General features: G+C 64.9%; 13 protein-coding genes. 6 read left to right on the top strand and 7 right to left on the bottom strand.

Annotated elements, in window-relative coordinates:
• Positions 1–2: 2 nt before the first annotated feature.
• The 6 genes from U4Y90_RS07615 to U4Y90_RS07590 all read right to left on the bottom strand — a co-directional run bounded on the left by U4Y90_RS07615 (position 3) and on the right by U4Y90_RS07590 (position 6,355).
• Positions 3–218 carry a DUF2945 domain-containing protein gene (locus U4Y90_RS07615; protein ID WP_321793856.1) on the bottom strand — a complete coding sequence of 72 codons (216 nt, stop codon included), beginning with the start codon at positions 216–218 and terminating at the stop codon, positions 3–5.
• A 53-nt stretch (positions 219–271) separates the two neighbouring features.
• A complete protein-coding gene (locus tag U4Y90_RS07610) occupies positions 272–694 on the bottom strand; it encodes a DUF1810 domain-containing protein (RefSeq protein ID WP_321793854.1) in 423 nt (140 codons plus the stop codon).
• A gap of 12 nt (positions 695–706) precedes the next feature.
• Positions 707–1,615: an aldo/keto reductase gene (locus U4Y90_RS07605; RefSeq protein ID WP_321793852.1), complete on the bottom strand. Its 909-nt coding sequence runs from the start codon at positions 1,613–1,615 to the stop codon at positions 707–709.
• 1,344 nt (positions 1,616–2,959) lie between these two features.
• Entirely contained in the window at positions 2,960–4,738 is a 1,779-nt protein-coding gene (locus tag U4Y90_RS07600) for a chloride channel protein (protein ID WP_321793851.1), read from the bottom strand.
• A 20-nt stretch (positions 4,739–4,758) separates the two neighbouring features.
• Positions 4,759–5,169 (bottom strand): MarR family winged helix-turn-helix transcriptional regulator, encoded by a 411-nt coding sequence (locus tag U4Y90_RS07595; protein WP_321793849.1) that lies wholly within the window; start codon positions 5,167–5,169, stop codon positions 4,759–4,761.
• A gap of 31 nt (positions 5,170–5,200) precedes the next feature.
• Positions 5,201–6,355 (bottom strand): HPP family protein, encoded by a 1,155-nt coding sequence (locus tag U4Y90_RS07590; protein ID WP_321793847.1) that lies wholly within the window; start codon positions 6,353–6,355, stop codon positions 5,201–5,203.
• 211 nt (positions 6,356–6,566) lie between these two features.
• On the opposite strand from U4Y90_RS07590, the gene U4Y90_RS07585 reads away from it, so the two are divergent.
• Entirely contained in the window at positions 6,567–8,438 is a 1,872-nt protein-coding gene (locus U4Y90_RS07585; RefSeq protein WP_321793845.1) for a DUF3857 and transglutaminase domain-containing protein, read from the top strand.
• 3 nt (positions 8,439–8,441) lie between these two features.
• On the opposite strand, the gene U4Y90_RS07580 is transcribed toward U4Y90_RS07585, so the two are convergent.
• Positions 8,442–10,397 (bottom strand): SUMF1/EgtB/PvdO family nonheme iron enzyme, encoded by a 1,956-nt coding sequence (locus U4Y90_RS07580; RefSeq protein WP_321793843.1) that lies wholly within the window; start codon positions 10,395–10,397, stop codon positions 8,442–8,444.
• Positions 10,398–10,741: 344 nt separating this feature from the next.
• Here U4Y90_RS07580 and U4Y90_RS07575 point away from each other — a divergent pair, with 344 nt between their 5' ends.
• The 5 genes from U4Y90_RS07575 (at position 10,742) to U4Y90_RS07555 (ending at position 14,064) form a co-directional block, all read left to right on the top strand.
• Entirely contained in the window at positions 10,742–11,179 is a 438-nt protein-coding gene (locus tag U4Y90_RS07575) for a DUF4399 domain-containing protein (RefSeq protein WP_321793841.1), read from the top strand.
• A 27-nt stretch (positions 11,180–11,206) separates the two neighbouring features.
• Positions 11,207–11,665, top strand: coding sequence for a DUF4399 domain-containing protein (locus tag U4Y90_RS07570; protein ID WP_415749307.1), 459 nt, complete (start codon positions 11,207–11,209; stop codon positions 11,663–11,665).
• 89 nt (positions 11,666–11,754) lie between these two features.
• Positions 11,755–11,910 carry a hypothetical protein gene (locus U4Y90_RS07565; RefSeq protein ID WP_321793839.1) on the top strand — a complete coding sequence of 52 codons (156 nt, stop codon included), beginning with the start codon at positions 11,755–11,757 and terminating at the stop codon, positions 11,908–11,910.
• A 93-nt stretch (positions 11,911–12,003) separates the two neighbouring features.
• Positions 12,004–12,303 carry a hypothetical protein gene (locus U4Y90_RS07560; RefSeq protein ID WP_321793837.1) on the top strand — a complete coding sequence of 100 codons (300 nt, stop codon included), beginning with the start codon at positions 12,004–12,006 and terminating at the stop codon, positions 12,301–12,303.
• A 312-nt stretch (positions 12,304–12,615) separates the two neighbouring features.
• The gene (locus U4Y90_RS07555) at positions 12,616–14,064 is read left to right on the top strand and encodes an efflux transporter outer membrane subunit (RefSeq protein WP_321793835.1); all 1,449 of its coding nucleotides are present in this window, start codon (positions 12,616–12,618) and stop codon (positions 14,062–14,064) included.
• Positions 14,065–14,214: the final 150 nt, after the last annotated feature.

Raw genomic sequence — 14,214 nt, 5'->3', positions numbered from 1 at the left:
AGTCAGTGCGGCAGCCGCGTCAGCGCGTCGGCTTTATGCACGGCGCGCTTGCCGCTCTTGTCGCTTTCGACTTCGAAATGCGGATCGTCGCGCGATGCGTTGACCGTGTGACCGTCGAGCGTCACGCGTTCGGTGACGATGCGCACGATGCGTCCCGTTGTTTCGCCTTGCGGCGTGTTCCAGCGGACATGATCGTGCAGCTTGAAGGATGTGCTCATGGCGTGGCTCCGGGAAAACGTGGGCGTTTCCCGAAGCGCAACGGTCATGCCCGTCATTGCAGGCGGGCGAGCGTCGCGTCGTCGGACCGGCCCCCGAAGTAACGCTGCAACGCTTCGCGGAAGATCGCCGGATCGTCGGCGGTGTGCGCGAAAAGCGTCATCGACGAATGAAATTTCATGTCGTCGGGATAGCCGAAGATCTGATCGATGCCACGTCCCTGCACGCCGTTGACAATGCGCGTCAGTTCGACGAGCCGCGCACCCAGCACGGGATGCGCGAGATAGGCGCGGGCCTCGTCGCGCGAAGAGATCGCATAGTGCTGCGCCATCGCGCTGTGGCCGAGACCGGCGATCTGCGGAAAGATGAACCACATCCAGTGCGTGCGCTTGCGGCCGGCCGAGAGCTCGGCGCGCACGTCGTCGATGACGCTTACCTGTGCATCGACGAAACGTTGCAGGTCGAATGGATCGCTCATCTTTGCTCCTCCTCACGCGACCGCGTCGGCGATGCGCTTGCTCATGGCCGCGTCGGGATATTCGCCGATGCCCGCGTGCGCGTTGTCGATCATGTATTCGCGCCGTCCCGTGCCGGGAATCACGCAGGTCACGGCCGGGTTGCCCAGCACGAATTTCAGCAGAAGCTGTGCCCACGACGTGCAGCCGATGTCCTGCGCGAAAGCCGGCAACGGCCGATTGCGCAGGCTCGCGAGCAGCGAGCCGCCGCCGAACGGCTGATTCACGATGACCGCGACGCCACGCTCGGCGGCGAGCGGCAGGAGGCGCGCTTCGGCATCGCGGTCGTTGGCTGCGTAGTTGATCTGCACGAAGTCGATGCGCTCGGCGCGCAGTACCGCTTCGACCTGGGGAAACGCGCTCGCGGTGTAATGCGTGACGCCGATGTAGCGCACCTTTCCGGCGGCCTTCCAGTCGCGCAGCGTGGCGAGATGCGTGCGCCAGTCGAGCAGGTTGTGAATCTGCATCAGGTCGATGCGATCGGTCTGCCACAGGCGCATCGACTGCTCCATCTGCGCGATACCGGCCTCGCGTCCGGCGGTCCAAATTTTCGTGGCGATGAAGGCCTTGTCGCGCGTGTGCGATTGTGCGAGCAGCGCGCCCGCGACCGCTTCCGACGAGCCGTACATCGGGGATGAATCGATCACCGAGCCGCCGGCCGCGAAGAGCACGCGCAGGACTTCGGCAAGCTCGCGGCGACGGGCGGGATCGTCGCCGGCGTCGAAGGTGCGCCAGGTGCCGCAGCCGACGACGGGCAGTCGTTCGCCGGTCGAGGGGATGGCGCGTTTTTGCATGGCGGGCGTTGACGGCTCGGCGGCGTGGGCGGTTCGAGTGGCGAGCGCGGCGGCGGCTGACAGACGCAGGAAGTGGCGGCGGGTGGTCATGAGCGGAAAGACGCTAGACGCGGGATTCTGCATGATAGGAAACATCGCGGATTCGTTCCTGGGTATGTCGTTATCGGCGATGTTCTTGCGACATGGTGACTGGGGCGATTGCTCGATCGATCGGTCGCTTTCTTGTGCCGGAGCTTATGGGGCGACGAATCAGAATGCCGAAATTGAGTAAAGGCAGCTAATCAGGAGCAGCAGGAAGATTAATACTTTAAAGACAAGTCGAATCTGCGAAGGATTTGTTCGAACAAATGTTCGCGGTACGTGTGGGTGTGGAGAAGATTGACGTGCCTTAGATATTAATTGGACTACGGCAGTGATTTTCTCGGCCCTCATTGAGTCGGGTGTTTCTTGATGCTTTTTCACTTCTTTCGTCCGCCTCGCGTAGTGTTGGCGCAGCGACTGTACCCAATCGAATCTGAACGATCAAGCGAAAATAGAAATATTTATATTTAATGACTTGCGTTATGTAGGACAATTAAATTTAATGTCTTGCGTTGTAATGACCAATACCATTCACTCTGACTCCCTATATTGTGGACATCGATCCCACGGAATTCGTTAGACTTGCTCGATGAATAGTCGCAGTCTGAACATGGATAACCCATTCGAGGCTTACTAGTTTAGAGACAAATGGCTATGAATTAACGGAATTAATTGGTACTTGTCATTAATATAGATCGTTCGATAGTCATAAGCCGAGAATAAGTGGGAATTGTCGGAAAGCGACGTGAAAGCTGGGAATCTGAAAAGGGAGTTTCAGCATTGCCGAAACTCCCTGAAGTCTCCGAGAAAACGGAGGATCCTAAGCCGCAGACGACTATATCGAATGTCTTGCCGGTCTATCTCCGAATATCGGAGTATTTCACTGCTGGTGAGCACTAAACCAGCAGCAGTGTGTGGTCCGCAACGTTAACACTAAACGTCCCAGTTTGAAAGATCAGCGCAGCTCTGGATTCTTTCTCCACCCGGAACACACGATGACGCAGAGAAACTTTCGCCTTCAACCCGGCGCGCCTACCCTGAAATTACGTTTTTTTGCGCCTTCGATTCTTCGAGGCACTAGCATACCCGCCTCGCCAGTTCCCATTCGGCCATGACCCCACCGACCGACCTTCGCCACGTACCGCCCCTCGAAAGTTCCACGAGGCACACGAACGAAACGCGAGCACGTTGCTGACCGCCGGCACGAAGCGCCCGCGCGTCGGCCTGATCTGGGCCAGCGCGAGCAGCGCGCGGCACGAGCCGTATCGATCCATATCGCTCGCGCGGCTCGAATCCTTGCTGAGCAATCAGGCTTGCCAGTTCTACTCGCTTCAGGTCGGCCCCTCGCGGCGCTCAATGCTTCCTCAACGCAGGGGCGCGTTGACCCCCCCTGAAGCGCTCGCGCCGATGCTCTTCGTCGAAGTGCGCGCGGGCGGGCTTAACGAGATCGCTGCGCGACACGATGCCGACGAGCCGCAGCGACTGCTTGTCCGCCACCACCGGCAGCCGCTCCAGTTCATGCACGGCGAGACGCGTCGCGGCGAGCCGGCACGGTTCGCCCGGCAGCGCGAACGCCGGCGCGCCGTGCCGCGAAGCCTGCAATGCATCGCCGATGCTCACGCCCGCATCCATTGACGACGCCTCGATCAGCGTTCCGAGCGACGCCCGGTCCAGCATGCCGACAAGCACGCCTTCGCGCACCACCGGATAAGCGCGATGAGCCTGCTGCGGCCCGAAGTTCCGCGCGAGCACATCGCTCAGGGGCATGGCGGCGTCGATGGTCGAGACCTCGCGCGTCATCACTTCTTCGACGTGGTGACGTTCGAGTGGGTCCACCCCGTATTCGCGATAGATGTGATAGCCGCGCCGCGCGATCTTCTCGGTCATGATCGAGCGCTTCATCACGACGGTCGCGAAGCCGTGCGCGACTAGCGTCGCGGCGAGCAGCGGCAGCAGCGCGTTCGCATCGTGCGTGAGGCCGAACGCGAAGACGATCGCCGTGAGCGGCGCGCCCAGCGTCGCGCCGAGCGTCGCGGCCATGCACACGAGCGGCCAGAGCGCGGCGTCGTGGCCCGGCAGGATCGCGCCGAGCGCGCTGCCGAGACCCGCGCCGAGCATCAGGAGCGGCGCGAGCACGCCGCCCGAGGTGCCCGACGCGAGCGCGACGACCCAGATGATCGCCTTCACGGCGAGGATCGCGAGCGCCGCCTGAATCGCGATGTGCTGATGCAGCAGATCGCCGATCACGTCGTAGCCGACGCCGAGCGCGCGCGGCTCGACATACCCGCCGACACCGACGAACACCGCGCCGATCGCGGGCCACCACATCCAGTGGACCGGCAGCTTGTGAAACAGGTCTTCGAGTTTGTAGAGCGCCGCCGAAAGCCCCGACGCCAGCGCGCCCGACAACAGCCCGGCCACGAGGCACGACAGCAGGGATACCATCTGCGGCGGCTGCGTTTCGAGCGGAAAGAGCGCGCCGGTGCCGAACACCGCCGCGCGCGCGAAGCCGGCGACCGCGCAGGCGAGCGCGACCGGCAGAAAGCTGCGCGGCCGCCACTCGAACAGCAGCAACTCGACCGCGAGCAGCACCGCCGCGACCGGCGTGCCGAACACGGCCGTCATGCCCGCCGCCGCGCCCGCGACGAGCAGCGTCTTGCGCTCGGCCGCCGTCACGTCGATGCATTGCGCGATCAGCGAGCCGAGCGCGCCGCCCGTCATGATGATCGGGCCTTCCGCGCCGAACGGCCCGCCGCTGCCGATCACGATGCCCGACGACAGCGGCTTCAAAATCGCGACCTTGGGCGACATGCGGCTCTTGCCGAAGAGGATCGCCTCGATCGCTTCGGGAATGCCGTGGCCGCGGATCTTCTCCGAGCCGAAGCGCGCCATCATCCCGACGATCAATCCGCCGATCACCGGGATCACGATGACCCATGGGCCGAGCGTGTTGAGCGCGGGCGAGCGGTCCTCGATGGAGAACGTGCCGAAGAAAAACAGGTTCGTGAACAGATGGATGAGGCCGAGGAGCACGACGGCCGCGAGCGTGGCGATAGCGCCGATGACGGCGGCGAGCCCGCATATCTTCAGCAACCGGTCGTTGACCGAAAAGTCGCGTTTGTGTTGGTCCATGAAACGAGGCTCCAGCTGATTCAAAGATCGATTTGCGGCACGCGGAACGCGCCCTCCAGCGACTTGATTTCGGCGCGATGCAGCGCGGCGAGGCGCGCGAGCACTTCTTCTCCGCGCGCTTCCAGCAGCACGCGCACCTGACGGCGATCCTCGTCGCTCGGCGCGCGGCGCACGAGTCCGGCCGCCTCGCAACGCGTGACCAGCGCCACGACGCCGTGATGATGCGATTGCAGCCGCTCGGCGAGCTCGCCGACCGTGGCCCATTCGCGGCCCGGATAGCCTTTGATGTGCAGCAGCAGCAGATACTGCAGCGGCGTGATGCCTTCGCTTTGTGCGGCGCGCTCGGAGAAGCGCTCGAAACGCCGCATCTGATAGCGGAATTCGGACAACTGCTCGAAGTCCGGCTTGTCGAGTTTGCGCGGGTTGTTCATCGGATTTCAGTCGGCGCGACGGTCGGACGGATCAGGCGGTCTTGCGCTTGTCCGCGAACGACTGTCGATAGAGGCCCGAGATCAGATCGGCCTCGGTGATCATGCCCGCAAGCTGATCGTGCGCGCCGACCACCGGAATGTGGTGATGGCCGAAGTGCGCGAACATCGGCACCAGCTCGACGATGGCGGTATTCGTCTTCACGGTGCAGACGTCGGTCGTCATCAGCGAGGCGACGAGCGGCGGCGTCGCCGATGGGCCGCGCATCAGCCGCTCGATCGCGTGCGTCACGCGTTCGGCGATGCCGCCACGGCGCACCGGCGCCAGGTCCACGCGTGTGACGATGCCGCACACGCGGCGCGTCGCGTCGATCACCGGCAGCGCTTTCACATGATGTCTGTCGATGAGCGCGAGCGCCGTCTGCGCGCTCGTATCGGGCGTCACCGTGACGACGGCGCGCGACATGATGTCCGCGCACGTGAACTCCGTGAAACGGCGCGCGTAGGCCTGCAACTGCGTCTCGCGCAGGAGCGCTTCGAGATCGTCCGGATCGACGTCGAGCATTTCGCTGCGGCGCGACAGCACGGCTTCGAGATCGGCGCGGGTGAACGAGGCGGCGTCGGGCGGCGCCGTCGCGGGCTTCGGCGCGGCGTGGCCATGCGGATAACGGTGCCCGGTCAGCGCATGAAACGCGATCGCCGACGCGAGCAGCGCCGCCGACTGGATCGCCACCGGCGCGAACACGAAGCCGTAGCCGAGCGCGTGAATCGACGGTCCGCCGAGCACGGCGGTCAGCGCCACCGCGCCCGACGGCGGATGCACGCAGCGCAGCGCGAACATCGCGCAGATGGCGAGACTGACGGCGAGGGCGGCGGCATCGACGGGATCGTGCACGAGCATCGCGCAGGTGACGCCGACCGTCGCCGACACGAGATTGCCGCCGATGATCGACCACGGCTGCGCCAGCGGGCTCGCGGGAACGGCGAAGAGCAGCACGGCGGATGCGCCCATCGGCGCGATGAGATAGGGAATCGCGGATGCATCGCCGATCAGCAGATGCGCGAGGCCGCCCGTCAGCGCGATGCCGATCAACGCACCGAGACCGGCGCGCAGACGTTCGGTCCAGCGCAGGGCCACGGGAGCGGGTAGAAAGTCATGCAGCCAGCGAAGCAATGCGATACGCGACACGTTTTCAGCGGTCCGGGAAAGGTCAGGAAGGTCACACTGGCTGGCCGGATCGATGGCGCGCAAGCGTGTGAGCGTGCGACAGTCGCAAAATTATATCGCAATGTGATACAAATTGTCGCGTGTTTCGATTTGTCGCGGCTGAGCGTGCGTGTGCGGCGGCGTCGACGTCCTGTACGATGACTTTTCCTGCTCGCGGCGCGGACACCTCGACATGACTCGTCGCTTCATTCCCCGGATGGCGTGCGTCTTCGCCGGCGCGTGCGCGTGGTCGTGCGTCGCCGCCGCAATGGACGACGACCCGTCGATCATCGTCAGCGACGTCCACGAATTCGTCGTCGCCGCCGATGGCTCGCTGACCGAAGACGACATCACCGTGCTGCGCGCGAATACGTCGGCGGGCGTCGACGAGATCGCGCAGCGCTACGTGTGGTACGACAAGAGCGTGTCGAAGGTGGAAATCGCCGAGGCCTATTCCGTCGATGCGAACGGCGCGCGCCACGACGTCTCGCCCGATCAGATCCGCGACATTCAGGAGCCGCGCTCGGCGGGCGCACCCATGTTTCAGGACGCGAAACTGCGCGCGGTGATCTTTCCGGCGGTGGGCATCGGCTCGACGGTGCATCTGCGCTTTCGCAAGAGCCAGGCGGCGGCCGTGATCCCGGGGGAGTTCAACTACTACGTCGATCCGGGGCAGCGGCCCGTGCTGCAGCAGACACTCGTTTTCGATCTGCCCGCCGACAAGCCGCTCCATGCCGACGCGCGCGGCTATGTGGCCGAACCGCCCGTCACGGAAAACGGGCGCACGCGCTACGTGTTCAGCTTCCGGCACGATCGGTTCGCGCGCATCGAAAGCGGTTCGGTAGGCTACGCGCAATACGGCGAACGCCTGCTCGTCACGACCTTTCCCGATTACGCGAGCTTCGCGAAGCGTTATCGCGACGCGGCCGCCGATCCGGGCGCGACCGATCCCGCCGTTATCGCGCTCGCGCGATCGCTCACGCAAAACGACGCCGACGATCGCGCGAAGGCGAAAACGCTCTACGACTGGGTGCGGCGCAACATCCGCTATGTCGCGATGTTCATCGGCCAGAGCCCCGCCGTGCCGCATCGCGTAACGGATGTGCTCGTGAACCGCTACGGCGACTGCAAGGACCACGTCGCGCTCTACGGCGCGCTGCTCGATGCCGTAGGCATCCGCAGCGAACCCGCGCTGATCGGTCTCGGCTCGGTCTATACGCTGCCTTCGGTGCCGGGCTACGGATCGGGCGCGATCAATCACATCGTCACGTGGCTGCCGGATCTGAACCTGTACGCGGACAGCACGGCGTCGAGCGTCGAGTTCGGCTTTCTGCCGCTCGCCGACATGGACCGGCCCACGCTGCTCGTGAATACCGGCGCGCTCGCCCGCACGCCCGCGACGCAACCGCTCGCGCGCACGGCGCGTTTGCAGATCGAGGTCGCGGACCAGGGCGAGGCGAGCTTCGCCTACTGGGTCGAGGACGCGGGATGGAGCGCGGAGATCGAGCGGATGAATCTGCGCCTCGCGAATGCGCAGCGGCGCGATCAGATCGCGGCGGAACGGCTGCGTGTCACGAACCTGCGCGGCGCGGGCGCACTGACGACGAGCGATGTCGATGCAACCGGCGGCCCGTTCGCGACGACGCTGCGCGGCACGCTCGACGACGTCGTCTGGCCGACCGGCACGACGGCGCTGCCCGCGCTTTCGAGCCTGTCGGGCGGCATCGCGACGACGACGCGCAACTGGCTCGCCGAGCGCACGCGCACGCAGCCGTATCTGTGCATCGGCGGCACGTTCGACGAAGTCTCGCAGATCATGCTGCCGAAGACGATGCACGTCGCCGAAGTGCCCGGCGATCTCGACCTGACGAGCGGCTTTTTCCGCTACCGCTCGCGCTATCTCTTCGATCCGTCGACCAACGTGATGCAGATTTCGCGCACGCTGGACGCGCGCTTCGGCAAGCAGGTCTGCACGCCCGACGACTTTCGGGCGGCGCTCCCCGCGCTGAAGAAAATCGAGCGGGATACGCAGGCGCAGATCATCGTGAGGGCCGCGGGCCGATGAACCTCACTCCAGGTCGCGCGCGACCCGAAAGCCGTTCTGCGACTGGCGCACGCTGGAGCTGTACTTGAAGCGCGTCGCCGACTGCATGTAGGCCGCGCCTTCGCGCCACGAGCCGCCGCGAATCACGCGCACGCTGCACGAAGGTTCGTCCCACGCGCGGCCATCGACGGGCGCGTTCTTGTACGAACTGTGCCAGCAGTCGGCGACCCATTCCCAGACGCTGCCGTTCATGTCGTAGAGACCGTAGGGATTCGCCGCGAACGAGCCGACGGGCGTCGGGGCTTCGGGCTTGAACGGATCGCCGCAGTCCTTGCAGTCGGCGGTGCCTTTCTTCATCTGATCGCCCCACCAGTAGGTCGACTGCGTGCCGCCGCGCGCGGCGTATTCCCATTCCGCTTCGGTCGGCAGGCGATACGGCTTGCCGCCCACCTTGCTCAGCCATTTGACGTAGACCTGTGCGTCGTCCCAGCTCACGTTGCGCATCGGCGCGTTGCCGGGCGCGGGCGTCCCCGAGTCGCCTTCCGGCGCGATGCGCGTGCACGCGCCCGCATCGGCGCAGGCGTTCCATTGCTCGACGGTGACTTCGTATTTGCCGATGGCGAACGCGCGCCCCACCGATACGCGATGCGGCGGCTTCTCGGCCGGATCGTCGTTGCTGCTGCCCATCGTGAAGCTGCCGGCCGCGAGCGGAATCAGCAGCGGGCAGGCCGGGCAATCCTTGATCTCGCCGCCGCTCGCCGCCTTGGCCGCGGGCTTGGTCGTGATGGCGGCGGCGGGCGCCGCCGCGGGCGCTGCAGCCACGGGCGCGGGCGGGGGCGGTGCGGCCGGACGCGGTTTTTCCGGGGCCGCCGCGGTAGCCGGCGCGGACGGCGGCGGCTTCGGCGCGGGCGCGGCGGGCGTGGCTGTCGCCGCGGGCGGCGCCGATGCCGCCGGTTTCGCATTGCCGGCCGCGCGCAGACGTTCGATGCGCGCCTTCGCGAGCGCGGCGAAACGGCCGTTCGGATAAGCCTTCAGATACGCCTCGTAGTCGCTCGGATAAGTGCTGTCCTTGATCGATTCCCAGAAGGTCAGTTCGTACTGCTCGTTACTGTCTTTCGGGAGAATGCCGCGCGTGCGGACGGCATTGGCGGAATCGGCAGGATCGATGGCGTTCGCGTCGGCATCCGCGATGCGGACATGCGCGGGCGCATCGGCGATCGGAGCGCGCGCATCGAGCGTCGATGCGATCCAGGGCCGCTGCGCGCCGCGCGAAGCACGCGCGACATCGGATGCGGCGGCGGCGAACGTCGATTCCGTCACCGACGCGCGCGCACTCAGCGCACCCAGCAACGCGGCGGTATAGCGTCCGTTGCGCTCGCCCTCGGCGGCGGCATCGCCCGGCGCGGCCGCATACGCGACGAGCGTGCGCGGAGGCAGCGTCCACGTCCGCGCGTTCGTTTTCGCGAAGGGTTCGGTCAGGCACATATCGAGCACGACGATGTTTGTCGCGTCCGGGCGTGCGCGCGTCATGCGCTCGACGATGTCCTTGGCGGAGACCGTATCGCGCACGAGCGTCGCGGGCCGGCGCTCGCGCGCATCGAGCGGCACGAGCAGCGCATCGCCGCCCACCTGCAATCCGTGGCCGGCGAAATAGACGAGCGCGGTGTCGGCGGGGCCCAGGCGCGCGGCGAAGGCATCGAGCGCCTGGCGCATCGCTGCTTCATCGAGATCGGTGCGGCGCGTGACATCGAAACCGAGCGCGCCGAGCGCGCGGCTCATGTCGTCGGCATCGCGCGATGCGCTCGCGAGCGGATGATCGACATAGTCTGCATTGCCGATCACGAGCGCGAGATGCCGGGGGGCGTGCGCGGTGGTCGCGACGGAAGAGCCAGGCGGCGATGCGACCGGCGCCGCGCTTGCGCGCGCGCTCGCCAGGCCGATCGTCAGCAATACGCCCGCGATAAGAAGAGTTCGCCACATATTCACACCCTGTCCGTTCGGCTTTGAGTGGAGGGCATCGCGTTGCATTCGCGGTGGATGCCGGGGCTTCGGGGCGAGGTCCGCGCCCCTGATGTCTGTCCAGCACCAACAACGATAGCACGCGCTCAACGCGCCGCTTAATCCTCTGAAAGGAGGTATCCGTCATGAGGGGCGAAGGACCGTCGTGTGTACGTATCTTTTTTAAACGTAACGTCCTAATCTAAAAACCAACGACGGTGCATCACGCAACCTGCATCACGCTCCGAGCACGAGCGTTCGCGCGTGCGAGGATCGTTTTCCCTGGCCCATCCGCGAGGCCTTTCAACGAGAGAGGCGTGCATAACATGCTGAGAAGAACCGTGCTTGGCGCGCTGGCTTCCCTGGCCGCACTGGCCGCCGATTCGTCGTTCTCCGCCGCGCGTGCCCGCACGCCCGCGCCGGCGAACGCCGAGGCGTACATCATCTGGCCGCCGGACGGCGCCGTGATCTCCGGCGGCAAGCTCTGGGTGCGCATGGGCTTGCGCAACATGGGCGTCTGTCCGAAAGGCGTCGATCTGCCGAACGTGGGGCATCACCATCTGCTGGTGGATACGGACCTGCCGCCGCTCGACCAGGAGATACCGTCCGACCGCAATCACCTGCACTACGGCGCCGGCGAAACCGATGCGCGTCTCGAACTGCCGCCGGGCAAGCACACCTTGCAGTTGCTGATGGGCGACTACAACCACATTCCGCACGATCCGCCGGTGTATTCGAAGAAGATCACGATCACGGTGAAATGAGCTGTGCACTTGCCGAGGGCACATGACATGAAAAAACGATCCGCTGATGCGCTCGCGCTGCCGCGTTCGCTCCTCGTCGCCGCCACGCTGGCGACGGCGTTCGCCGCGCCTCTCGCACTCGCCGGGACGACGCCCGCGCCCGCCAACGCCTATGCGTACATCGGCTATCCGAACGACGGCCAGACCGTGCCCGCAGGCAAGCCGTTCAAGGTCTGGTTCGGGCTGCGCTTCATGGGCGTCGCGCCGCGCGGCGTGAAGTTTCCGAACACGGGGCATCATCATTTGCTGATCGACGTCGATTTGCCGCCGATGGATCAGGAGATTCCATCGGATCGCAATCATCTGCACTACGGCGCCGGCGAAACCGAAGCGATGATCGAGCTGCCGCCGGGCAAGCACACGCTTCAGCTTCTGATGGGCGATGACAAGCACATACCGCATAACCCGCCCGTTTATTCCAGGAAGATCACGATTTACGTCAAGTGAGCCCGGGCGCTGCATGACGCTCTGAGCAGCGCCTTTCCCGATTGCTTTTATCGAGTTCGATTCCGCGCGCGTTTCGCGGAGGGAAACGTATGTCCGCGCGATCCGCCGCAGTGTCGTTCCGGGACCGACAGCGGCAACGGGAAGTGTCGGGCGGGCAGCATCACGAAGAACGAAGCAAGCATGTCGTGCAGATCGGCGCGAGCCTGACGCAGCAACGGATACAGCGCAATTCGCCCGACCCGTGACACGCCTGGCACACCCCATGCATGAATGGTCGCGAGCAGACAAGTTGTTGGAACCACCACCGATTGCGCGATGCGCACCCAAGGAGAGCGGAAATGAAGACGCTGACCATCAAGGACCTTCCCGTCACCGAAGACCTCGACGCCCGTGCGATGTCCGCGGTGCGCGGCGGCAATGCGGTCCTGTTCCCCGGATTCATCTCGACGAACGGGACCACGCTCTCCATGCCGTTCAATCCGCAGCAGATCATCAATCAGACGCAGACGACGTTCAACCAGAACGGCAGCAACATCGCGTTCGCCGAAGCGCTGAAGTCGCAATCCACGGTTTCGCCGACGCAGAACGCGAAGAACATCGCCAACGTCAACTTCGGCATCGCGGGCGATCTCGCCTGAAGCGCGCGTCGCGGGGAATGAACCGCATGTCGATGCGGTAAGCATCCAAGCAGTCAGCAGCAAAGGCGGGGCACGGGGAGCTTCGCCGTAACACCGCCCTCAGCATCGGGCGTCGTGGTCAGGTGCGGGTCGCATCCGCCGCCGGCCGCGTCACGAAACGCGCGACGTGCCAAAGAGCACGCGCGCGCCATGTGACTTAACCCGTATGGAGTCGCGGCGCGCCGTGTGATTTACTTGATGAACCGAACGGCCGGCGCCGCGCTTCTCACCCTAGAAACTGACCGTCGGTGCGCGTTCACCGGGAGCGAGATCGTGCGAGCCTTGTTGCCATCGTTGCGCTTGACCATCGGGCGCGAGTGGGCCGTCGTGCCAGGGCTGATCGCCGCTGCTTTGCTGTCGGGTTGCATCGACGTCACACCGCCGACGTATCAGCGCCCCGACACGCCCGGAAAGACCGCTTTCACGAAGATCGACGCAGCGAAGGTCGCCGCGTCCGACACGATCCAGCCCGACTGGTGGAAGCAGTTCCACGACCCGTATCTCGATTCGCTGGTCGAGAAGGCCATCAGCGGCAACTTCGACATCAAGGTGCTCGCCGCGCGCATCCAGGTCGCGGGCGCGCAGATCGGCGAGGCGCGCGCGGGCGCGCTGCCGTCGATGGATCTCGGCGCGGGCGCGAGCTTCGAGAAGACGACCGGCCAGCAATTCACGAAGCAGTACAACCTGGCGACGCAGGTCAGCTGGGACATCGATATCTGGGGTTCGGTCGAAAAGGGCGTGCAGGCGCAGAAAGCCGAATTCCGCGCGACCGAAGCCGACTGGCGCGCGGGCTATCTCGAACTCGTCGCGATCGTCTCGACGACGTACTTCCAGATTCTTCAGTTCGACGATCAGATCGCGCAGCAGAAGCAGACCATCGCGACGAATCAGCAGATCCTGACGATCTTCGAGGGCATGCAGAAGAACGGCCTCGTGCCCAAGACGCAGGTGCTCACGCAGCGCGCGGAGCTCAATCGCCTGACGCGCGAGCTGCTGGAGCTGCGCCGTTCGCGCGATCTCGCGAACAACGCGCTCTCGACGGCGATCGGCGTGCCCGCGGGCGAATTCCGGATGCCCGACGGCAAGCTGCAAAAGCGCGTGCAGGTTCCGCCGGTGCCGGAAGGGCTGCCGTCGCAGTTGCTCGCACGCCGCCCCGATCTGATCGCGGCCGAGTATCGCGTGCTCGAAGCCTATGACCTCGTCGGCCAGGCGAAGCTCGCGCAACTGCCCACCATCAACCTGACCGGGCGCGCCGGCTCGGCGAGCTTTCAACTCACCGATCTGCTGAAGATGTTCACGCTGAGCTTCGTGCCGAGCATCAACATCCCGATCCTCGATCCGGCCGTGCGCGCGCATGTGAAAACGACCGAAGCGCAGACGGCGGTCGCCGAACAGCAATATCGCAGCACGGTGATGAACGCGTTCGAGGAAGTGGAAAACGCGCTCGTCAATCTCGATTCGCACACGAAGCAGCGCGTCGAGTTGCAGCAGGAAGTCGATCAGTTGACGGTGGTCGCGGCGCAGATCGACGCGCAACTGAAAGAAGGTGTGATCTCGCAACTCGAAGTGTTCGAGACCGAGCGCACGCTGCTCGCGGCGCAACTCGCGCTGCTCGCGAACCATCAGCAGATTCTCTCGGACACCGTGACGCTCTACAAGGCGCTCGGCGGCGGCTGGCCGACAGTCGACGTGCAGAGCGCGAGCAAGGATGGCTTGAAGTGAAGCGTTCCATGAATTATGGCGTGCAAATTAATAATATGAATTACTAACGATCGTTCCAAATCGCTGATCTATGGCGTGATGCGCCAGTGCCGCACGATTGACTACGACGATGCGTGACTTAAACTCTCAACAGCCGCCGGGTGTGAATGA

Source organism: Caballeronia sp. J97 (genome assembly GCF_905220305.1).
In the GTDB taxonomy this organism is placed as follows: domain Bacteria; phylum Pseudomonadota; class Gammaproteobacteria; order Burkholderiales; family Burkholderiaceae; genus Caballeronia.
The sequence above is the reverse complement of the archived record's forward strand: the minus strand, read 5'-3'. Positions and strand labels throughout refer to the sequence as shown.